This is a genomic window from Pseudomonas sp. LB-090624 (genome assembly GCF_003205205.1).
Taxonomy (GTDB): domain Bacteria; phylum Pseudomonadota; class Gammaproteobacteria; order Pseudomonadales; family Pseudomonadaceae; genus Aquipseudomonas.
This window is the reverse complement of the sequence record NZ_QJRL01000005.1, coordinates 103,109-124,499: the sequence shown is the minus strand read 5'-3', so window position 1 is coordinate 124,499 and position 21,391 is coordinate 103,109. Positions and strand designations below refer to the sequence as shown.

Sequence of the window (21,391 nt, the reverse complement as noted above, 5' to 3'; positions counted from 1 at the left end):
GCAAGCCTTTCGGGAGCCAGACCATGTCCGCGCCCTCCTGCACGCGGACGAGCGTCTTCTGGTACTGCTCATCCTTAGCCGCCTCCCGCATCGCGTACGAGTGCTTGTTCGGGCACCAGAAAGGCGCCTTCACGCCCCGTCAGCGGATAAGCGCTACCGTCGTCAATTGTTCGGCTGCCTCCGGCCCAGTCAGGCCCCGCATTTTTCAATAAGCCGGACTTGAGCGCGCTAGAGCGCCATCACTCGGGGCTGGGCGATACCACCAGCCTGCTGCTAAGCCGCACAGCTTGATGCCACGAAGCCTGCGATAAAAAAATTGGATATCTCATTAAAGAAATCCCGCAGGCGCTGCCATGGACCATGGCAGTACAGTCCGCCTCACGCCGCAGTCCGGCGGGGTGATTGCTGCTGGGCCGTTACGCGTTCAAAGCCTTAGCGGAACCCAGCGCAATTCACACCAATACAAGAATAAAGGTGACCACGCATGCTTAAGCCTCCTGTCGATGCCCCTATCGATGTCAAAGACTGGATCGATAACCGCCCCATTGCTGCCTACCAGTGGCTGATCCTGTCGCTGTGCTTCCTGATCGTGCTGTTCGATGGCTTCGATGTCGCCGTCATGGGTTTCATCGCGCCTTCGCTGATGCAGGACTGGGGCCTGTCGCGCGCCGCCTTTGGCCCGGTGATGAGTGCCGGCATGGTCGGCCTTGCCATCGGCGCGCTGACCGCCGGCCCGTACGCCGACCGGTTGGGCCGTAAGAAAGTGCTGCTGATTGCGGTCAGCGGTTTCAGCCTGCTGAGCCTGGCCTGCGCCTTCGCCCGCAACCCCTATGAGCTGGCTGTGTTGCGGCTGCTGACCGGCATTGCCTTGGGTGCGGCCATGCCCAACTGCACCACCCTGCTCGCCGAGTACCTGCCTACCCGCAACCGCTCGTTGATGATCACCATCATGTTCACCGGCTTCAACATGGGCTCGGGCCTGGGCGGCTTTTTGTCCGCCTGGCTGATCCCTCATCACGGCTGGAAGTCGGTACTGCTGGCCGGCGGCCTGCTGCCGCTGGCCTTGCTGCCCCTGCTGTGGTGGCTGCTGCCAGAGTCCGCCCGCTTCCTGGCTGCACGCCAGGCACCGGCCAGCCAGATTGCGGCAGCCTTGGCCAAACTCGGCGGCCGCTTCGCTGCCGGCACCCGCTTCATCGTCAGTGAACCGACCACGCAGCACAAGGCTCCAGCCCGGCAGTTGTTCAGCGAGCGCTACCGGTTTGGCACCCTGGCCCTGTGGCTGACCTATTTCATGGGCCTGCTGGTGATCTACCTGACCATGGGCTGGTTACCGACCCTGCTGCGTGATGGCGGGCTGTCCATCGAGCGCGCCGCCACCATCACCGGGCTGTTCCAGATCGGCGGCGCAGTGGGCGCAATCGTGGTCGGCTGGATCATGGACCGACGCAACCCCAACCGGGTCATCGCCATCGCCTACGCCCTCGGCGGCCTGTGCATCGTCTCACTGGGCGCCCTGAGCCTGGAGTCGAGCCTGCTGGTGGTGGGCGTGGCGGCTGCCGGGTTCTGCATGAGCGGTGCGCAGACCGGCCTGAACGCCTTCGCCCCTGGCTACTACCCGACCGAGTTCCGCGCCACAGGTGTAAGCTGGATGCTCGGTATCGGGCGCTTCGGAGCCATTTTCGGCTCCCTCATCGGTGGTGCCGTGCTCAGCCTGGGGCTGGGCCTGCCGCTGCTGTTCACCCTCCTCGGCCTGCCGGCATTCGCCGCCGCCCTGGCGATCCTGGCCAACGGCCACGCCCGGCTGCGCGCGAACCGCGCAGTAACCGCGCCGTAACCTGTAACAGAGGACTTTCGCATGGCTCGTATCATTGGTGGCCTGGCCGTCTCCCACACCCCAACCATCGGCTTCGCAGTCGACCACGACAAACAGGAAGAAGCCGCCTGGGCGCCGATCTTCGAAAGCTTCGAGCCGATCCGCACGTGGCTGCAGCAGCGCCAGCCGGACGTACTCTTCTATATCTTCAACGACCACATCACCTCGTTTTTCTTTGACCATTACAGCGCCTTCACCCTGGGCGTAGACGAGCAATACGGCGTGGCCGATGAAGGGGGCAACCCGCGGGACCTGCCGCCAGTGGGCGGCCACGCAGCGCTGTCGCGGCACATCGGCCAGAGCCTGATGGCCGATGAGTTCGACATGAGCTTTTTCCGCGACAAGCCGCTGGACCACGGCTTCTTCTCGCCCATGTCGGCGCTGCTGCCCTGCGATGAAAGCTGGCCCGTACAGATCGTGCCGCTGCAGGTCGGCGTACTGCAGCTGCCGATACCCACGGCGCGGCGCTGCTACAAACTGGGCCAGGCATTGCGCCGCGCCATCGAGAGCTACCCCGAAGACCTCAAGGTGGCGATCGTCGCCACCGGCGGGGTGTCGCACCAGGTGCATGGCGAGCGTTGCGGCTTCAACAACCCAGAGTGGGACGCGCAGTTTCTTGACCTGCTGGTAAATGACCCGGAGCGCCTTACCGAGATGACACTGGCCGAGTACGCCACGCTCGGCGGCATGGAAGGTGCCGAGGTGATTACCTGGCTGATCATGCGTGGCGCGTTGTCTGCCAACGTTGAGCGCAAGCACCAAAGCTACTACCTGCCGTCGATGACCGGCATCGCCACCCTGCTGCTGGAAAACCGTGACCAGGCACTGCCGGCTCCGGTCAACGAACGTCACCGCCAGCACATGCAGCATCAGCTGGCAGGGGCTGAGCAGCTCGAGGGCACCTACCCCTACACCCTGGAGCGCAGTGCCAAAGGCTACCGCCTGAACAAGTTCTTGCATCGCATGATCGAGCCGCAGTGGCGCCAGCGCTTCCTGAGCGAACCCGAAGCGCTGTACCGCGAGGCAGGCCTGAGCGAAGAGGAAAGCGACCTGCTGCGCCGCCGCGACTGGCGCGGGCTGATCCACTACGGGGTGATCTTCTTCGTGCTGGAGAAGCTTGGCGCCGTACTGGGTGTGTCCAACCTGGACATCTACGCCGCCATGCGCGGGCAGAGCATCGAAGACTTCATGAAGACCCGTAACCAGCAGGTTCGCTACTCGGTGGCCGGCAAAGCACCCAACTGACCGATGCAGCCCGCTTGATCCTGTGACGGCGCGTCCCGCGCCGCCACCCCCACCGCTCCCTGATTCAACCTGCCCAGCGCCGATGCGCCGCTGGCGGGCAGCGCTTTGCCCATCCCTGGAGAATAAAAATAATGAAATGCCGCACCCTGTACCTGCTCGTCCCTACATGCGCCTTGGCAGCCAGCTTGCCACTGCAAGCCCTGGCCGAAGGCTTCGTCGACGATGCCAAGGCAAGCCTGACGTTGCGTAACTTCTATATGAACCGCGACTACACGGGCACGGCAAGCCAAGGCAAAGCCGAGGAATGGACACAAAGTTTCATCCTTGACTTCAAGTCCGGCTACACCCCCGGCGTGGTCGGTTTCGGCGTTGACGTGCTGGGCCTTTACAGCATCAAACTTGATGGCGGCAAGGGCACCGCCGGCACGCAGTTGCTGCCTGTTCATGACGACGGGCGCCCGGCGGACGACTTTGGCCGCACGGCGCTGGCAGGCAAGCTGCGGGTGTCCAAGACGGAACTCAAAGTCGGTGAGTGGTCGCCTACCCTGCCCATCCTGCGCGCCGATGACGGCCGCTCGCTGCCACAAACCTTGCAGGGCGCGCAGGTCACCTCCAACGAGCTGGCCGGCCTGAGCCTGTATGGCGGCCAGTTCCGCCAGAACAGCCCGCGTAACGACGCCAGCATGCAGGACATGAGCCTGTTCACGCGCACAGCCTTCACCTCGGACCGTTTCAACTTCGCCGGCGGCGAATACCGCTTCAACCAGGAGCGCACCCTGGTCGGCGCCTGGTATGCCCAGCTGGAAGACATCTACCAGCAGCGCTACTTCCAGGTGCAGCATCAACAGCCGCTGGGCAACTGGGTACTGGGCGCCAACCTGGGCTACTTCTGGGGCAAGGACGACGGTGGCGCCCAAGCAGGCGAACTGGACAACCGCACCGCTTCGGGCCTGTTCTCGGCGAAGCTGGGTGGCAACACGTTCTTCGTCGGTTTGCAAAAGGTCATGGGCGATGATGAATGGTTCCGGGTCAACGGCACCAGCGGCGGCACGCTGGCCAACGACGCCTTCGGCTCCAGCTACGAGAGCGCCCGCGAGCGCTCCTGGCAAGTGCGCCACGACTTCAACTTCGTGGTGCTTGGCATACCCGGCCTGACCCTGATGAACCGCTATATCCACGGTGACAACGTGCACAACGCCAGCACCCAGGACGGCACCGAGTGGGGCCGCGAAAGCGAGCTGGCCTATGTCGTCCAGTCCGGGCCGTTCAAGGCCCTGAACCTCAAATGGCGAAACTCCAGCCAGCGCCGGGACTGGGGCAGCACCAACAGTTTCGATGAGAACAGGCTGATCGTCAGCTACCCGCTGAGCCTGCTTTAAGGCACCCTCCCGGGCTTACGCCTGCTCAGTGATGACCTGGCGGATACAGGTCATCAGCGCGACTGCTGCCGGTGACTGCAGGCAGCCACTGCGCTGCATGAGGCCGATGGCGCGGGCAGTACCGGGCAGCGCCAGCGGCAGGGGTTGCAGTTCGCCGCTGGCAATCTCGTGAGCCAACTGGTGCGCAGACACCGCCGCCAGCATGTCCGAACGCACCAGCAGGCCACGGATAACCGCCAGATCAGCGCTTTCCACCACCGGCCACGGCGCCGTCAGGCCCGCGGCGGCGAAGCAGTTGTCGAGCAGCTGACGGGCCGGCGAGCCCGCCCGCGGCAACACCCAGCGCGCCTGGTGCACGCCCTTGAGCGTCAGGTGTGTGTGCAACAGCGGGTGCCCTCGACGGGCCAGCAACACCATTTCCTCGTTGATGAGCGGCTCGCCCACCAGATCGCTGGCATAGTCGTGAGGCCGCAAGGCCCCCAGCACAAAGTCCACATCCCCTACCCGCAGCTCGGTTGCCAACAGGTCGAACGGGCTTTCGTTGGTCACCACCCGAACCTGTGGGTGCTGGGCCGTGAAGCGTAAAATGGCGTCCGGTAGAATGCGCGAGCGGCCCAATGGCAACGCGCCGACATGCACCACCCCGCGCAGGGTGCCTTGCATCGCGCTCAGGTCACTGTCCAGCAGGCGCAACTCGTTCAGCGCCCGGCGGATGGGGAACAGAATGTCCCGGCTGGCCACAGTGGGCTGCAGGCCGCGCGACGTGCGCACGAACAAGGGCTGTCCGCAGCCGCCTTCGAGCACTTTCAAGGCAGCACTGACCGCCGGCTGGCTAAGGCCGAAGTGCCGCGCCACGGTTTGCATATGCCGTGTCTCACAAAGTTTCACGAACACCTGCAGGCGCCGCGCCTGAAACAGGTAAAGGGGCTCGCCCTGCGCGGTGCCCAGCAAACTCGGCACGCCGTCCAGTTCCGCCAGCACGCGCTGTGCACGCGGCAGCAGGCACTCGCCATAGTCAGTCAGGCGCATGCCATTGGCATGGCGCTCGAACAGGGGCACGGCAAAGCGCGCCTCCAGCTCGGCGATGGCGCGAGTGACCACGGACTGAGCACGGAACAGCACCTCCGTCGCCCGCGAAACGCTGCCCAGCTCGGCTACCCGGATGAACGCGCGGACTTGCATCAGGTTGGGCAGTTCGACATCGATCATAAGGGCTCCCGGCGCTCGGCTCGTGACTGCGGCGACTATGCCTCTACCCCGCTTGCCCGGCAATAAATAAAACGCATAGCCGTTGTAAATGAATGCATTAGTGCCCTGCACAGGCCAGTGACATCCTGCGCCCACCCCCACTGCAGGAGCCAACGAACCATGAATACCCCACAAAAATCCGCCCTGGTGGTCAGCGCACATTCGGCCGACTTTGTCTGGCGTGCCGGTGGCGCCATTGCGCTGCATGCTGAGCAAGGCTATGCCATGCACGTGGTCTGCCTGTCTTTCGGTGAGCGTGGTGAGTCTGCCAAGCTGTGGCGCAAGGGTGAAATGACTGAAGCCAAGGTCAAGGACGCACGCCGTGAAGAAGCCATGGCGGCGGCCGAAATCCTCGGTGCCAGCGTGGAGTTCTTCGACATCGGCGACTACCCGATGCGCGCCGACAAGGACACCCTGTTCCGCCTGGCCGATGTGTATCGCCGGGTACAACCGGAGTTCGTACTCAGCCACTCCCTCAAAGACCCCTACAACTACGACCACCCACTGGCCATGCACCTGGCACAGGAAGCCCGCATCATCGCCCAGGCTGAAGGCTACAAGCCGGGCGAAAAGATCGTTGGCGCACCGCCGGTGTACGCCTTTGAGCCGCACCAGCCCGAGCAGTGCGAATGGCGCCCGGACACCTTCCTGGACATCACCTCGGTGTGGGACAAAAAGTATGCCGCCATCCAGTGCATGGCCGGCCAGGAACACCTCTGGGAGTACTACACCCGCGTGGCCCTGCAGCGCGGCGTGCAAGCCAAGCGTAACGTGGGCATCACCAGTGCACGCAACATCGTCTACGCCGAAGGCCTGCAGAGCGTGTTCCCACGCGTGACGGAGAACCTGGCATGAGCGGGCTGATCGGCAAGACCGGCATCGTCGTGCGTAATATCCCACGCGTTGAGCCACACATCATCGATGCCCTGGGCCGGCTGGGTGTCGCCACGGTGCATGAGGCCCAAGGTCGCAAGGGGCTGCTCAATACAGCCGTGCGCCCTATCCAGCAAGGTGTGGCGGTGGCCGGCACCGCGGTAACCGTGATGGTGGCCCCAGGCGACAACTGGATGTTCCATGTTGCCGTGGAGCAGTGCCGCCCAGGCGACGTACTGGTGGTGGCGCCCAGCTCGCCGTGCAGCGATGGCTATTTCGGCGACCTGCTGGCAACCTCGCTCCAGGCCCGCGGCGTGCGCGGCCTGGTGATCGATGCGGGCGTGCGCGACAGCCAGACACTGCGCGACATGGGCTTTGCCGTGTGGTCCCGCGCCATCAACGCCCAAGGTACGGTGAAAGAGGTGCTGGGCTCGGTGAACCTACCACTGCTGTGTGCCGGGCAGCTGGTAAATGCCGGTGACATCGTAGTGGCCGATGACGACGGTGTAGTGGTGGTGCGCCATGGCGAAGCCCAGGCGGTACTCGATGCCGCCACCCAGCGCGCCGACCTGGAAGAACGCAAACGCCTGCGCCTGGCCGCCGGCGAGCTTGGCCTGGACATCTACGAGATGCGCCCGCGCCTGGCGGCGAAGGGCCTGCGTTATGTCGACCACCTCACCGACCTGGAAGGCTGAACATGGGCCAGACCCGCATACCCTGCCTGCTGATGCGCGGCGGCACCTCCAAGGGCGCCTATTTTCTGCATGGCGACCTGCCCGCCCCAGGGCCGCTGCGTGACCGGGTGCTGCTGGCGGTGATGGGCTCGCCCGATGCCCGGCAGATTGACGGCATCGGCGGCGCTGACTCGCTCACCAGCAAAGTCGCCATCATCCGCGCTTCGCAGCGCGATGACGCCGACGTGGACTACCTGTTCGCTCAGGTGGTGGTGGACGAGGCGCGGGTGGACTATGGGCAAAACTGCGGCAACATTCTGGCCGGCGTAGGGCCGTTCGCCCTCGAGCGCGGCCTGGTGGCTGCCAGCGGCGCGAGCACACCGGTACGCATCTTCATGGAAAACACTGGGCAGATCGCCATTGCCCAGGTGCCGACCACCGATGGCCAAGTGGAGTATGCCGGCGATACCCGTATTGATGGGGTGCCGGGCCGTGGGGCGGCGCTGGTGGTCACGTTTGCCGACGTGGCCGGCGCCAGCTGCGGAGCCCTGTTGCCCACCGGCAACAGCCGCGACTGTGTCGATGGCCTGGAGGTGACCTGCATCGACAACGGCATGCCCGTGGTGCTGCTGCGTGCCGAGGACCTTGGCGTGACCGGCTACGAGCCGTGCGAAACGCTGGATGCCGACAGCGCACTGAAAACGCGCCTGGAAGCCATCCGCCTGCAACTGGGCCCACGCATGAACCTGGGTGATGTCAGCCAGCGCAATGTGCCAAAAATGTGCCTGCTGTCAGCACCGCGCAACGGCGGCACGGTCAATACGCGCTCATTCATCCCGCACCGCTGCCATGCGTCCATCGGGGTGTTTGGTGCGGTGAGTGTTGCTACGGCCTGCTTGATTGAGGGGTCGGTTGCACAGGGCCTTGCCAGCACGTCCGGCGGTGATCGTCAGCGTTTGGGGGTGGAGCATCCGAGTGGGGAATTTACGGTGGAAATCAGCCTGGAACATGGCGTGATCAAGGGGTGCGGGTTGGTGAGGACGGCGCGTTTGCTGTTTGACGGGGTTGTGTGCATCGGGCGAGATATTTGGGGTGGGCCGCAGAAGTGACTCATCAATGGTCGCTTGGGGTTTCAAAAATGAATGGACACCGCAAGTGCACTGACCAGCAAACAGAGGCTCGCGACAGCCGTTAAATGTACGCGCATCGGCAGATACCACCCAGGCACGGCTTGCGCCAGTTTGCGATCCTGCCAAAGATGGCCGACAAAACCGAAGGTCAACACCAGACACCCCACTGGCACAGGCAGCAACGTGCTAACCCAGCCGACCAGGGCCGGTATAACGCTCCACACCAGTCGATCTTGGCGCTGCTTCGCGGTCAAACCCTGCAAGGTCATGGCGAACCCCCAGTGCAGGGCACCGACGAAGCTCAATATCACCGCGCCATAGCCAACCAGCATCATCGAGAAAAACGCTCGATATTCAGCCGAAAAGAGGATGAGCGCCGTCAAACCAATAAACGGCAGCAGGCCGCCGTAACCCAGGACAGTGAAGCGGCTTGGAGATAAAGCGGTAGCAACGGAACTCATCTGGGCGCCCCTTCGCAACGGTTCAGGACCGGATGTCAGTTGTGTCGTCCAATGAGGTTAAGGAATTCGTGCCGCGTGGAGGGGTCGTCGCGAAACTCACCTAACATCACGGATGTCATCATCACCGAGTTCTGCTTCTCTACCCCGCGCATCATCATGCACATATGCTTGGCTTCGATCACGACCGCTACTCCTGCGGCATCCGTGACCTCCTGCACGGCATACGCAATCTGCCGTGTGAGGTTTTCCTGTATCTGTAAACGACGGGCGAACATATCCACCACACGTGCAACCTTTGAAAGCCCTAGCACGCGCCCTGTTGGCAGGTACGCGACATGCGCCTTGCCAATGAATGGCAACATGTGGTGTTCGCACAAGGAGTAGAGCTCGATGTCCCGCACCACAATCATTTCATCGTTTTCACTCTCGAACAAAGCGCCGTTCACGACCTCGTGAAGATTCTGGGCATACCCGTTGCACAGGTACTGCATGGCTTTGGCCGCACGCTGGGGTGTATCCAGGAGCCCTTCGCGCTGCGGGTTCTCACCAATGCCGACGAGAATTTCATGGTAGTGCTCGGCTAACGTGTGTGACATTTGGACTCCTCACCGCTACAGCGGTGCCCGCCATCGGGATGTGGTAGCCAGGCCAAGTGTGGCCTCAATCGACAGAACAGCCTGTAAAGAACCGAAAACAGGGGACGTATCTCCCGAGCGCACAATGGGCAAGCGCCGTCGAAGCACAGGGTGAAGGGCCATTCGAAATACATGTACAAGACCTCAATCTTGTATAGGTTTTTGTATAAGTTAGCTGAAACCAGGAAATTCGCAATGGGGGGCTAGGGGGTGTTCGCAGGTGGATTTGTGGTGGCGGTGAGATCGAGCGCCGCCCGCGCGGCGCATCGCGAGCTACGCTCGCTCCTACGTTTTTTTCGGGCCAGTTATGCCTGTGAGAGGCGCGCGCGACCGCCTTGTTTCTACGACGCGATATCGCGCCATGCGCCAAGGCGTACGCGCGCAAATCCCCCAGGAATAATTGGACCGAAACAAACGTAGGAGCGAGCGCAGCTCGCGATGCGCCGCGCGGGCGGCGCGCGATCTCACCGCCACCAAACCTCCCATGGCGGCCACCTTCCACTCAAGGCCGCATGAGCGGCTCGATCCCGATCCATTCCTCCACCGGGTGATAGCAGAGCTTCAGCGGCGGAATCTGCACCTTGCGGCCCTGCACATCCAGTGCCCCCAGATGAATCGTCCACTTGGAATCTGCCTCGAACTTGTCCGTCTGAAAGATCACGTAAGCCGAGCCATAGCGCTTGTTGTTGGTCATCCTGGGAATCATCCGGTGCACTTCATCGCTATTGATGTCATACGGCGATGGCCGGGCAGTCTTCTCATTCACCAACGGAAAGTCGTAGGTCTCGTTGATGCCCAGGTACACCTCGGGCCGCGCATTCAGGCGCGAGCCGTCTTCAAAGGTGATGTAAGCCTTACGGCTGTCATACAGCACCGGTATCGGCGGCTCGCCACGCTTGGCATCGGTCGACGGTCGTTGGCGGTCTTTGTTGTAGGCGATCATTTGCACAAAGAATTCCTGCCGCGAGTACTTCTCGCCCGGGTACTGCACGTACAGGCTTTGCTCATAGCGCTTTTCGCCCCATAGGGCGGCATGGTCGTAGAGGTAGGTTTCCAGGTAGAGGGTGGTCTCCCCCTGCGGGCCTGGCACTTTGAACTGGAACTCGGATTCGCAAAGGTCCGCGTAGGCGGCGCGTTCGCGTTTCCACGGGACGCAGGCGGTCAATGAAGCGGCTGCCAGCAGCAGCATGAGAGAGAGTGTGCGTTGCAGGTTATTCATGACCGGCCCTGGTCCAGATGCGAATGGATCAGTTTCGAGGGCGGGTTCGCGCAAGTCCATGCTGACCCTTTGCCATTATCGCGATACAGACAGCGCACCTTGCAACCGCTCTGGAAGTGACCACAACGCCGCAACCGGATTTGCTAAGATCGCGGCCTTTCCGCTGGGTGGACTGCATGTTCACCCGAGCCATCTGCAGCCTGCTGATCGACAGCTCGTCGAAGTAGATCGGGGTGAAGACCGTTCTGATCAGCTAGCTAAAGGCGTCACCGTGTGGCCAGCCTATGGCCCAGGTAAAAAAATGGCCGGCAATATTACTTTGCCGACCGTACCGCCAATCACTAGCGGTCATTCCTCGTACATAGACTCAGCAAACTCAAAACAATGGCAAGGTGTAACTCACAATCAGCCGGTTCTCATCGATGTCGCGTTGATAATTGGAGCGCAGCGCTGCATTGCGCCATAGCACATTGACATTCTTCAGTAACCCAGACTGGAACGTGTAGCCAAGGTCCGTGTCACGCTCCCACTCGCGCCCTTCCCCGGCGAACGTCGCCGGGTTGGCGTGATCGGCATGGTTGTAGCGGGTCGAGAATGTCAGACCTGGAATACCAAGGACGATAAAGTCGTAGGCGTAGCGCAACTGCCAGGTACGCTCGCCCGTTTCCATGAAGTCGGCTGCCATCATGTAGTTGGTCAGATAAGCGTCGGTGCCGATCAGGTAAGGCATGGCCGTGGTGCCGGATAGGCCCTGGTAGGCGGCGCCAAAGGTATGCCCGGCCTGGCTGTAGCTGAGCAGCAAATTGAGTGCGCGGTTGTCGACCCGACCGGCCATGGCCTGGCCCTTGTCATCACTGATGAAGTAGCGCGCATCGAAGACCAGCTTGCCGGGGCCCAACGCGGTGCTGCCGAACAGGCCGAGATAGTGCTGGCCGTAAACCTCGTCCAGTTCGCCGTATTGATAGCTGAGGCTCAGGTTGGGGTTGACCACGTAGTCCACGCCGCCCATGCGAAAGTCATCGGCCTCAGGCGTGCCGCGGAAGCGGCCGTTCTTATTGACCAGGCTCATGGCCTCACTGTGCGAGTAATCGCGCTTGGTGGTGCGATTGATCTGGGCGTAGGTCAGGGTAAGGCTGTCCAGCTCTTTCGAGGTAAGCACACCCCCTTGGAAGGTTTGCGGCAGAATACGGCCGGTGCTGGAGGCGATGGTCGGGTACTTGAGCAACTGGGTGCCGATCTTCAGTTCGGTGTTGGACAGGCGCGCCTTGCCGGTTACGCCGAACTTGCTGTATTGGTCCGGGGCCTGGCCATCGTCGGCGACCGGCAACAGGCCGGTGCCGCTGCGCCCTGGGGAGGAGTCGAGCTTCAGGCCGAGCATGCCGATGGCATCGACGCCAAAACCGACGGCGCCAAGGGTGTAGCCAGAACGGAAATCCAGAATGAAGCCTTGGGCCCATTCCTCTCGTTTGGAGATGCCCGTACCTTCACGGAAGTCACGGTTGAGGTAGAAGTTCTGGGACCTCAAGGAGGCCTGGCTATCGTCCAGGAAGCCCCCGGCGTAGGCCGGGAGGGTAAAGCAGAGCAGTGAGGCAACAGGCAGGATGTTGTTGTTTTTATGCATGACTGGTCCGTTCGGCCGAGCTGAGCGTGCTGGCCTTTATCATTGTGTTGACTCAGAGGGCCGCTTCGCGGGCAAGCCCGCCCCCACAAGACAGCTGTGTAGCCTTGGAGACCAAGGACAGCCCTGCAGGAGCGGATTCAGGCGCGAAGGGCCGGGTCAGGCGAGCACGCCTATCTGCCACGGGCAGAATTCATCCTCGCCTAGGCCATTCAGCTCGCTCTTGGTCGCCTCCCCCGAAGCATGGGCGAGCAAACGCTCGAAGATTTCCTGGCCCATCTGGGCAATGGTCTTTTCGCCGTCGATGATCTGCCCGCAGTTGATGTCCATGTCGTCGCTCATGCGCTGGTACATGGGCGAATTGCTAGCCAGCTTGAAGGTCGGTGCCGGCACTGAACCGAAGCACGAACCACGGCCGGTGGTGAAGGCGATCAGGTTGGCGCCGCCGGCGATCTGGCCGGTGGCCGAGACCGGGTCGTAGCCGGGGGTGTCCATGAATACCAGGCCGTGGGTTTTCACCGAATGGGCATACTCGTACACATCCATCAGCGGCGCATTACCACCCTTCTTCGCGCCACCCAGGGATTTTTCCAGCACGTTGGCCAGGCCACCGGCGTTGTTGCCGGGGCTGACGCGGCCATTGATCTGGGTATCGCGACCGCGGTTGTACTCCAGCCACCATTCAATGCGCTCGATCAGCTTGTGGCCCACCGCCGGGGTGACGGCGCGGGCGGTCAGCGTGTGCTCGACGCCGAAAATTTCCGAGGTTTCCGAAAGGATCGCGGTGCCGCCATGGCGCACCAGGATATCCACCGCCGCGCCCAGCGCCGGGTTGGCCGAGAGGCCGGAGAAGCCGTCGGAGCCACCACACTGCATGCCGATCATCAAGTGCTCGGCGGACACCGGCTGGCGCCGCACCTGATCGGCCTGGGGCAGCATGCCTTCGATCAGCGCGATGCCCTGATCGGTGGCGCTCTTCACCCCACCGACATCCTGGATCACCAACTTCTTCAGCATGTCGCCTTCCGCGAGCCCTTCCTGCTCGAAGAAGCCGTGGATGTTGTTGCGCTCGCAGCCCAGGGCGATAACCACCGCGCCCACAGTATTGGGGTGCTTGATGTAGCCACCGATGGTGCGACGCAGCAGGTCCATCGGTTCGCCGGTCATCTCCATGCCGCAGCCTATTTCATGTACGTAAGGCACCACGCCGTCGATGTTGGGGAAGCCTGCCAGGCGGTGCTTGTCGAAGTGGTTGGCGATCTTGCGCGCCACGGTGGCGCCGCAGTTGCCGACCACGAACACCCCCAGGTAGTTACGGGTGGCTACCCGACCGTCCTCCCGGACGATGCCGAGGAAGGTCGCACGCTGCTCTGGCGGGAGCATGTCGGTAGGGACATAGTCCAGGCCGTAGCGATAGTCGCGGTCGACCTCCCCAAAGGCGATGTTGTGGCTGTGCATCCAGGTACCCGGCAGCAGGTCCTCGGCGGCATAGCCGATCACTGTGTTGTACTTGAGTACCGGCTCGCCCTTGGCGATCAGCCGGGCAGCGACCTTGTGCCCCAGCGGTACGGGCTGCCGAGTAGTCACGCCTTCACCGGGGATGGCGGTGCCGGCGGGGATTTCGACGCGTGCGACAACGACGTTGTCAGCGGCATCGAGGCGAATGACGGGGCTCATTTCACGGTGACTCATGGTGTTTTCCTATGGGTATGTCATACACCGCGATGGCGACAGAAGCGCCACCGCCGCGGCTTGCTCACGGGCGTTTGCCGAACTCGACGCTGTTCTGGGTCCAGGCCTGGGCCTGTTCACTGAGCGAGAAACCCAGGCCCGGGCGGTTGGGCACCCACATGCGCCCTTCACGCAACTCCAGGCGCTCATTGAACATCGGCTCAAGCCATTCGAAATGCTCCAGCCATGGCTCTTCCGGGTAGGCCGCCGCCAGGTGCAAGTGAATCTCCATGGCGAAGTGCGGCGCCAGCTTCAGGCCCTTGAAACTGGCCAGGTTCATGATTTGCAGGAACGGCGTGATACCGCCGACCCGTGGCGCATCGGGCTGGACAAAATCGCAGCCGTTGGCGGTGATCAGGTGGGCGTGTTCGTTGAAGCTGGTGAGCATCTCGCCGGTGGCAATGGCGGTATCCAGCGACGCGGCCAGGGCGGCGTGGCCTTCCACGTCGGCGCTGTCCAGTGGCTCTTCGATCCAGGTCAGGTCGAACTGTTCGAGCTTGCGGCAGAAGCGCTGGGCGGTGACCCGGTCCCATTGCTGGTTGGCGTCGACCATCAGCGGGAAGCCTTCGCCCAGCTGCTCGCGTACCGCCTGCACACGTTTGAAATCGACGCTGGTGTCTGGCTGGCCAACCTTGATCTTGATACCGCCGATGCCGTTGCCACGGGAGGTTTGGACGTTCTCCAGGACTTTCTCCAGCGGCGTCGACAAGTAGCCGCCGGAGGTGTTGTAGCACTGCACTGAATCGCGGTGAGCACCGAGCAGCTTGGCCAGTGGCAGGCCAGCACGCTTGGCTTTCAAGTCCCACAGGGCGATGTCGAACGGCGCGATGGCCTGGGTGGTGAGACCACTGCGGCCCATCGAAGCGCCGGCCCAAAGCAGCTTGTTGTAGAGTTTGGCGATGTCGTTAGGGTCTTCGCCCAGCAGGTTCGGGGCGATTTCCTGGGCGTGAGCGTACATGCCCGGGCCGCCGGCGCGTTTGGAGTAGCCGAAGCCGATTCCTTCATGGCCATCGCGGGTGCGGATTTCGGCGAAAATGAAGGCGATTTCGGTCAGCGGCTTCTGCCGCCCGGTCAGCACCTTGGCATCGCTGATCGGCGCACCCAGTGGCAGCACGGTATAGGACAGCTTGATCCAAACAATGCTGTCGGTGGTGGCTGGCCCTGGTTGCAGGGCGGCGATTTTCGGGTCGATGTAGACGTTGCTTTCGATCATGAAGTCGTCCTCTGAATCACTGAGCGTGGGAAGGTTTGCCGGTCAAATCGGACAGCTGCAGGCGCTGGATGCGGCCGACGATCACCAGGTAGGAAAACGCCGCCAGCAGGCCATGGGCGCCGACGTAGATGAGTGCGCTGTTGAACGAGCCGCTGGAGTGCAGCAGGTAGCCGATGACCACTGGGGTGACGATGCCGGCGGTGTTACCCAGGGCGTTGAACACGCCGCCGGTCATGCCGATCATCTCCCGCGGGGCGGTGTCGGCCACCACGCTGAAACCGAGGTTGCCGAAGCCTTTGCCAAAGAACGCCAGGCTCATCACCGCGATGACCAGCCACTGGGCGTCGACGTAGTTGCACAGCATCATCGTCGAGCTCAGCAGCACGCCAGTGATGATCGGCGTCTTACGGGCGATGCTCAGCGACTTCGTACGGCGCAGCAGGTAGTCGGAGAAGAAGCCAGAGGACACCGCGCCGATCAGCCCACACAAGGCCGGGATGGAGGCCACTAGTCCCGCCTGGAGAATGTCGAAACCACGCTCCTTGACCAGGTAGATCGGGAACCAAGTCACGTAGAACCAAGTAACCGCGCTGACGCAGTACTGGCTGATGAACATGCCCAGCAGCATGCGACTCTTGAACAGCAGGCCCACTTCAGCCAACGAACTGCGGCGTTTTTCCTTGGGCAGAGAGGCCTGGGCCTCGAGATCGACCAGCGCATCGCCTTTGCGCAAGTAGTCGAGTTCCTCGCCATTCATCTTCGGGTGACTGACCGGCAGGTAATAGTTTTTCCACCAGATCGTGGCGATCCCGAACCCGACGATACCCATGACGATGAACACATACTGCCAACCGAAGGCATAGCAAAGCCAGCCCATGAATGGCGTGAAGAACGCCAGTGAGATGTATTGGGCGCTATTGAAGATGGCCCCAGCCATGCCCCGCTCCGCCGACGGGAACCAGGACGCGATCACCCGGGTGGACGCGGGACCCACGGGGGCTTCGGCCACGCCAAGCAAAAAGCGCAGGGCTAGCAGTAGCGGCACGATCATGCCGACGTAGTGCACCAGGCCCATGCATACCGTGAATGCCGACCAGATGCAGATGGCAAGGGCCATGCTTTTCTTCGAGCCGAAGCGATCGGCCAGCCAGCCGGAGGGAATCAGGAAAATCACATAGGCCCAGCTGAAAATGGAGAACAGGTAACCCATTTCCACCGAGCTGATGCCGAGCTCTTTGCTCATGTCGGAACCGGCCACAGACAGAGCGGCGCGGTCACCGCTGCTCAAGGCCAGGACCATGGTGATCAGAGCCAGGATCAGATAGCGATAGCGGGTAGCCGTGGTGGACGCGGCCACGGCACCGGGGGCAGGCCCGGCGGCGTAAGTGTCGTGGTTGTGCATCGCGATTGCCTCATTGTTTTTATTGGCGTCGTGCAGGGCCTTGCACCGGCACCTGCTTCGAATTCTGGCAGCTTGCAGCCCTGATAGAGAGCTGCCTCGGCCAATGACAGCGCTATCAAATGACAGCGCTGTCATTTATCCTATGCGTGATTCAACGCAAGGTGCAAATGAGAGTCCAGGTGAAATTCCCATGCATTGGGAATACTCCAAAGGGGCAGGAAAGCAGATGCCGTTCCGGTAGAATCGATTTACCCGCTCAATCCGCCCGCCTTGAGGCTCCGCATGCTGGAAAACCCCGTAATCACCACCGGTCCGAAATCGGCACCCGCCACCCTCGACGACGTGGCGAAGATGGCCAAGGTCTCGCCCATCACTGTTTCCCGGGTGATTAACCGACCGGAGTTGGTGTCGGAGAAAACTCAGAAAAAAGTGCGCAATGCCATCCGCAAGACCGGCTATGTGCCGAACATGCTGGCAGGCGCATTGGTTTCACAGCGCAGCCGACTGATCATCGTGGTGGTGCCGAACATTGCCAACCGTGCCTTCGTCGACACCATCACCCAACTTGGCCAGCGCCTGGCAACGGCGCGCTACCAGTTGCTTCTGAGCCAGTCGGACCTGGCACACAGCAGTGAAGCGGAACTGATCGATGCGATCCTCGCCCGACGCCCCGACGGCATCGTGCTGACCCGCCAACTGCAGAGCCCTGAAGCGCGGGATAAGCTGATTGCCCGTGGCATTCCGGTGGTAGAGACGTGGGAGCTGACGCAGGACCCGATCGATACCGTGGTCGGCTTTTCCCACGAAGCCGCCGGCCAGGCCATGGCCGAGCACATCATTGCACGCGGCCACCGTCGCGTCAGCCTGGTGTGGAGCGACGACGCCCGCGCCACCCGTCGGCGTCAGGCGTGTGTCGACACCCTGCGCGCAGCCTGCGTCGAAGTGGTCGCCTGCGAGCTTGAAGCAGTGCCGGTGAACATGGGAAATGGCCGTGAAGCCATGGCCCGGCTACTTGCGGCCAAGGTGCCGATGGATGCGGTTATCTGCAGCATCGACCTGCTCGCCCAGGGGGTCATGGCCGAGGCCCAGGCCAACGGTCTACGGGTGCCTCAGGACTTGGCGGTGATGGGCTTCGGTAACCTGGAATTCGCCGCCCATACACACCCGCGCTTGAGCACGGTGAATGTTGACGGCGGGCGCATTGGCTTGCGTACCGCAGAGTTGCTGCTGCAGAGGATCGAAGGCCGCCTGGGACGGCGGGAGCAGGTAGAGGATGTGGGCTTCAGCCTGGTGGTTCGCGAGAGCACTTGAAAGCTGCGCGCATCAATCGTCAGCCCAGCACAGCAACCGAGTCGCCACGTGATCCCAAGCCTGCTCGACTTCGGCCACGCTGCTCGCTCGAATGCCCCACCCCCTCGCCCACCGAGGCTTGGGCAGTAAGACTGCCCCTTGTAAGGCATCGATCTAGCTCAGCCCGTGGATGTCGTTCTCGGGCGTGTCGAAAATAGCGAAGCGACCAGCGGGCTCCGTGCAATCCGCAGACACATCGGGTAACCCTGCCATCCCAAACCAAATTGCCATCATGCCAAAGGGTGTCACCGATCTGGACAGGGCCCAGCAGTTCACCCGGGACGGTGCTCTGGATCACCGCGACACCGACACCCCGTGGCCGAAGGACTACATCGACGCCAGGACGCGGATCGGCGGCGATTGTAAGTATGTCGAGATCCGCGAAGCGCTGGACCAGCATCCTGACTTTGCTGAGTTCTACATGCAGAAGCCGAAGGCCTGGAACGGCAACAATTTGATCGGGCTGAAAGCCAATGGCGGCTGCACAAGCAACCTGAGCAAGGCTGTGCGCGTCGCCCGAGCAGACACAAACATGATGGGGCGTTGCGGCCAGACCTGCGGCATCGCCTGGCCCTGCGCATCCATCGACGCGCTGCCCGCCAGCGCCTCAACGCTTCCTGATAGGGTTCGGGATATACGCCGACGCCAAAATGCATGACGCGAGCACTACCAGCCAGGCAAGGTGCTGGCCAGGATACATCGCAGATAGGCCTCCCCATATCGCCAACAGCGCAAAGGCGATACGGCGCAAACGCTTCGGTGTGAGCCATTCCTGCATGGTTCCGAACCTTTCTCTAAACCGCATACCACTCTCCTTGTTTGGCAAGCGGCGAAGTATATCACCTGCCTGCCACGTCCACCCAGACGGCGCTGACCCTCGGCGACGTAGACCGTCACATCCACCGCCCAGCGGTACGCCGCCCGCGCCCGGTGCTGACTGGCGTAGGCGTAGCCGACTACCCGTCCCTCCAGCACCGCTACCAGATAAGGGTAGGTTTGCAGGGTCGTGGCGATCCGCTCACGCATTTGCTCCACGCTCGGCACTGCCTCTTTGAATGAAGTGGCCGTGTGGAGCACGATAGGCGCGTAAATGGCCTGGATATCTTCTGCACCCTCTGATCTGGCGACACGGATCTCGATTTCGCTATCAAACTATTGTTAATCAGTAATGCATGGGCAATCCATTGCAGTCGCTCCTTGGTTAGAACTTGTAATCACGTTGATCGCAGCTACTTGGCCCGCTGCGTGCGCAATATGAGCGCTGCGACTGCGCACCCGATCAGCGCCAGGCAAGAAACATAAAAGGCATCGCTGTAAGCCAGCAGGTAGGCTTCACGACGCACCGTGGCTGCCAACACTTCGAGTATCTGTTGCTGCGCCGGCAACCACGTCTGCAACGTCTGCCCCAGCCGCTCCTGCAGCCCTGGCGAAAACGCCGATACATGCTCGTAAACGCGCTCGCTGTGAAAACGCTCACGCGTTGCTACCACCTGGGTAAGGGCCGCGGTGCCAATCGCTCCGCCAAGGTTGCGCAACATCGAGAAAACCGCCGACGCCGAACCCGCCTCACGCTTGTCCAGCCCGGCCACCGCCAGCACCGAAAGCGCCACCATGATGAAAGGCTGTCCGATACCCCGCACCACCGTGGACGGAATGATGACGTTGTCCGCGCTGTCCGCGGTCAGGCCTGCGCCCAGCCAGCAGCCCAGCGCCATGATCAGAAAGCCGCTGGCTACCATGAATTTGGCGCTGGTCCAGACCATCAGGCGTGGCATGAGCGGTGCCAATGACAGCTGCACCACGCCGTAGGCAATCAGTGCCACACCCACATCGCTGGCGCTGAAACCCTGCAACTGGGACAGATAGTTGGGAACCAGAAAGACAAGCCCGAATGTCGCAGCACCGAAAACGAACATGGCAACGCTGGCAACGCCGAAGTTGTAATGTCCAAGCAGCCGCAGGTTGATGAACGCCTGCTTACCGTAGAGCTGCGTGCCCACGAACACCACCAGCGCGATGGCTGCGACCACAGCCATGGCCAGGATGTAGCGCGAACTGAACCAGTCCAGGCGCCCGCCTTCTTCCAGGACGATCTGCAGCCCACCCAGGCCCAGCACCATGGCCGTGATACCCAGCCAGTCGCCCTTGCGCAACAGTTCGAGCTTCATGGGCCTGGCTTCGATCGACCAAGATATGGCTGCCAGCAGCGCGATGCCAGGTACCAGCTGCAGGTAGAAGATCCATCGCCAGGAAGCAGCAGCTGTTAGCTTGGAAGATCGGAAGTCGTTACTTGGCCACAAGAGCGGAAGCGTGACCAGTCACTACTCCGGCGCGGAGATCGGCCAGATGATCGAGGCGGCAAACAAGGTATCGGCCACAGATTCACGCGGGCCGGTTCTGACGATCTTGAAAAGGAGAATTGGATGAGAAAAAAGGCGAAGTCACTCGAAAAGTCACTAGCCCCAGAAACAACAAAGCCACCCGGAGGTGGCTAAGTCGTTGAAATATATGGTCGGGACGGAGTGATTCGAACACTCGACCCCTTGCACCCCATGCAAGTGCGCTACCGGGCTGCGCTACGCCCCGACTGGGCTTTAAAGCATGTTCTCAATCTTGCCGAGAACGTTGAAGAATGTACCCTAACCTCCTGATAAATGAAAGCTTTTTCTCAAAAAAATTTCCATTCATCAGAATCCGGTTCACTTCTTCAAAACCACCAACACATCCTCCAATTCAACAATCATCTGCCGAATCAGCTGCTTGTACTGGCTGGATTCATCTTTAGCCTCATCACTGGAGAGCCGTAACCGCGCCCCGCCAATGGTGAACCCCTGCTCATAAAGCAGCGCACGAATCTGGCGGATCATCAGCACATCCTGGCGCTGGTAATACCGCCGGTTCCCCCGCCGCTTCACAGGGTTCAGCTGGTCGAACTCCTGCTCCCAATACCGCAGCACGTGTGGCTTTACGGCACACAACTCGCTCACTTCACCAATGGTGAAGTAGCGTTTGCCCGGTATAGGGGGCAGTTCGTCGTTATGGCTTGGTTCCAGCATAGGCCTCAACCCGGGCCTTCAACTTCTGCCCTGGACGAAAGGTGACGACGCGCCGTGCGGTGATCGGGATCTCTTCCCCTGTTTTGGGGTTGCGGCCCGGCCGCTGGCGTTTGTCGCGAAGGTCGAAGTTGCCGAATCCGGACAGCTTGACCTGCTCGTTCTCTTCAAGTGCGTGCCGAATTTCTTCAAAAAACAGCTCGACCAGCTCCTTGGCCTCACGCTTGTTAAGCCCCAGCTCCTCGTACAGCCTTTCGGCCATCTCAGCTTTCGTCAGAGCACCCATG

At 61.8% G+C, this 21,391-nt stretch carries 18 protein-coding genes, 1 tRNA gene and 3 pseudogenes; 9 read left to right on the top strand and 13 right to left on the bottom strand.

The features are described from left to right. Positions 1 to 484 precede the first annotated feature (484 nt). The 3 genes from DMX11_RS07745 (at position 485) to DMX11_RS07735 (ending at position 4,497) form a co-directional block, all read left to right on the top strand. Entirely contained in the window at positions 485 to 1,834 is a 1,350-nt protein-coding gene (locus DMX11_RS07745; RefSeq protein ID WP_110743952.1) for an aromatic acid/H+ symport family MFS transporter, read from the top strand. A gap of 21 nt (positions 1,835 to 1,855) precedes the next feature. Continuing rightward, the gene (locus DMX11_RS07740) at positions 1,856 to 3,118 is read left to right on the top strand and encodes a gallate dioxygenase (RefSeq protein WP_020189931.1); all 1,263 of its coding nucleotides are present in this window, start codon (positions 1,856 to 1,858) and stop codon (positions 3,116 to 3,118) included. A 131-nt stretch (positions 3,119 to 3,249) separates the two neighbouring features. Continuing rightward, a complete protein-coding gene (locus tag DMX11_RS07735; RefSeq protein WP_110743951.1) occupies positions 3,250 to 4,497 on the top strand; it encodes an OprD family porin in 1,248 nt (415 codons plus the stop codon). 15 nt (positions 4,498 to 4,512) lie between these two features. Here the strand turns inward: DMX11_RS07735 and DMX11_RS07730 are convergent, their stop codons facing one another. Continuing rightward, entirely contained in the window at positions 4,513 to 5,706 is a 1,194-nt protein-coding gene (locus tag DMX11_RS07730; RefSeq protein ID WP_110743950.1) for a LysR family transcriptional regulator, read from the bottom strand. A gap of 117 nt (positions 5,707 to 5,823) precedes the next feature. Between DMX11_RS07730 and galB the strand changes: the two genes are divergently transcribed. The 3 genes from galB to DMX11_RS07715 are packed head-to-tail and all read left to right on the top strand — an operon-like array spanning position 5,824 to position 8,401. Further along, complete coding sequence (gene galB, locus DMX11_RS07725) at positions 5,824 to 6,600, top strand: 4-oxalmesaconate hydratase (RefSeq protein ID WP_103518093.1); 777 nt, start codon at positions 5,824 to 5,826, stop codon at positions 6,598 to 6,600. Continuing rightward, a complete protein-coding gene (locus DMX11_RS07720; protein ID WP_110743949.1) occupies positions 6,597 to 7,313 on the top strand; it encodes a 4-carboxy-4-hydroxy-2-oxoadipate aldolase/oxaloacetate decarboxylase in 717 nt (238 codons plus the stop codon). The genes galB and DMX11_RS07720 overlap by 4 nt, the downstream gene beginning before the upstream one ends. A gap of 2 nt (positions 7,314 to 7,315) precedes the next feature. Beyond that, on the top strand, positions 7,316 to 8,401 hold the full coding sequence (locus tag DMX11_RS07715; protein WP_110743948.1) for a 4-oxalomesaconate tautomerase: 1,086 nt from the start codon (positions 7,316 to 7,318) through the stop codon (positions 8,399 to 8,401). A gap of 23 nt (positions 8,402 to 8,424) precedes the next feature. On the opposite strand, the gene DMX11_RS07710 is transcribed toward DMX11_RS07715, so the two are convergent. From DMX11_RS07710 to DMX11_RS07675, 7 genes are all read right to left on the bottom strand, one after another. Beyond that, a complete protein-coding gene (locus DMX11_RS07710) occupies positions 8,425 to 8,883 on the bottom strand; it encodes a DUF3429 domain-containing protein (RefSeq protein WP_110743947.1) in 459 nt (152 codons plus the stop codon). A gap of 35 nt (positions 8,884 to 8,918) precedes the next feature. Then, positions 8,919 to 9,479, bottom strand: a complete 561-nt coding sequence (folE, locus tag DMX11_RS07705; RefSeq protein ID WP_110743946.1) for a GTP cyclohydrolase I FolE — start codon at positions 9,477 to 9,479, stop codon at positions 8,919 to 8,921. Between the two features lie 541 nt (positions 9,480 to 10,020). Next, positions 10,021 to 10,737 (bottom strand): hypothetical protein, encoded by a 717-nt coding sequence (locus tag DMX11_RS07695; RefSeq protein WP_110743944.1) that lies wholly within the window; start codon positions 10,735 to 10,737, stop codon positions 10,021 to 10,023. A gap of 376 nt (positions 10,738 to 11,113) precedes the next feature. Then, on the bottom strand, positions 11,114 to 12,358 hold the full coding sequence (locus tag DMX11_RS07690; protein WP_110743943.1) for an OprD family porin: 1,245 nt from the start codon (positions 12,356 to 12,358) through the stop codon (positions 11,114 to 11,116). Positions 12,359 to 12,514: 156 nt separating this feature from the next. Next, positions 12,515 to 14,047, bottom strand: coding sequence for a UxaA family hydrolase (locus DMX11_RS07685; protein ID WP_110743942.1), 1,533 nt, complete (start codon positions 14,045 to 14,047; stop codon positions 12,515 to 12,517). A gap of 64 nt (positions 14,048 to 14,111) precedes the next feature. Continuing rightward, entirely contained in the window at positions 14,112 to 15,299 is a 1,188-nt protein-coding gene (locus tag DMX11_RS07680; RefSeq protein WP_110743941.1) for a mandelate racemase/muconate lactonizing enzyme family protein, read from the bottom strand. Positions 15,300 to 15,315: 16 nt separating this feature from the next. Beyond that, positions 15,316 to 16,701, bottom strand: coding sequence for an MFS transporter (locus tag DMX11_RS07675; protein ID WP_110743940.1), 1,386 nt, complete (start codon positions 16,699 to 16,701; stop codon positions 15,316 to 15,318). 282 nt (positions 16,702 to 16,983) lie between these two features. Here DMX11_RS07675 and DMX11_RS07670 point away from each other — a divergent pair, with 282 nt between their 5' ends. Beyond that, positions 16,984 to 18,012 carry a LacI family DNA-binding transcriptional regulator gene (locus DMX11_RS07670; protein WP_110743939.1) on the top strand — a complete coding sequence of 343 codons (1,029 nt, stop codon included), beginning with the start codon at positions 16,984 to 16,986 and terminating at the stop codon, positions 18,010 to 18,012. Positions 18,013 to 18,229: 217 nt separating this feature from the next. After that, on the top strand, positions 18,230 to 18,709 hold the full coding sequence (locus DMX11_RS07665) for a hypothetical protein (protein ID WP_177410720.1): 480 nt from the start codon (positions 18,230 to 18,232) through the stop codon (positions 18,707 to 18,709). A gap of 200 nt (positions 18,710 to 18,909) precedes the next feature. Here DMX11_RS07665 and DMX11_RS07655 read toward each other — a convergent pair. Together DMX11_RS07655 and DMX11_RS07650 are read right to left on the bottom strand one after the other, a co-directional pair. After that, positions 18,910 to 19,191: pseudogene (locus tag DMX11_RS07655) on the bottom strand (N-acetyltransferase family protein); the annotation flags it as partial. Positions 19,192 to 19,280: 89 nt separating this feature from the next. Next, positions 19,281 to 20,318, bottom strand: a pseudogene (locus tag DMX11_RS07650) (MFS transporter); the annotation flags it as partial. Here DMX11_RS07650 and DMX11_RS07645 point away from each other — a divergent pair. Further along, a pseudogene (locus DMX11_RS07645) lies at positions 20,296 to 20,478 on the top strand (site-specific integrase); the annotation flags it as partial. The pseudogenes DMX11_RS07650 and DMX11_RS07645 overlap by 23 nt on opposite strands. 82 nt (positions 20,479 to 20,560) lie before the next feature. Here the strand turns inward: DMX11_RS07645 and DMX11_RS07640 are convergent. The 3 genes from DMX11_RS07640 to ihfA all read right to left on the bottom strand — a co-directional run bounded on the left by DMX11_RS07640 (position 20,561) and on the right by ihfA (position 21,390). After that, positions 20,561 to 20,637: transfer RNA gene (locus tag DMX11_RS07640), tRNA-Pro, on the bottom strand. A 113-nt stretch (positions 20,638 to 20,750) separates the two neighbouring features. Continuing rightward, complete coding sequence (locus DMX11_RS07635; protein WP_044046958.1) at positions 20,751 to 21,107, bottom strand: MerR family transcriptional regulator; 357 nt, start codon at positions 21,105 to 21,107, stop codon at positions 20,751 to 20,753. Next, positions 21,088 to 21,390 (bottom strand): integration host factor subunit alpha, encoded by a 303-nt coding sequence (ihfA, locus tag DMX11_RS07630; protein ID WP_003250679.1) that lies wholly within the window; start codon positions 21,388 to 21,390, stop codon positions 21,088 to 21,090. The genes DMX11_RS07635 and ihfA overlap by 20 nt, the downstream gene beginning before the upstream one ends. Position 21,391: the final 1 nt, after the last annotated feature.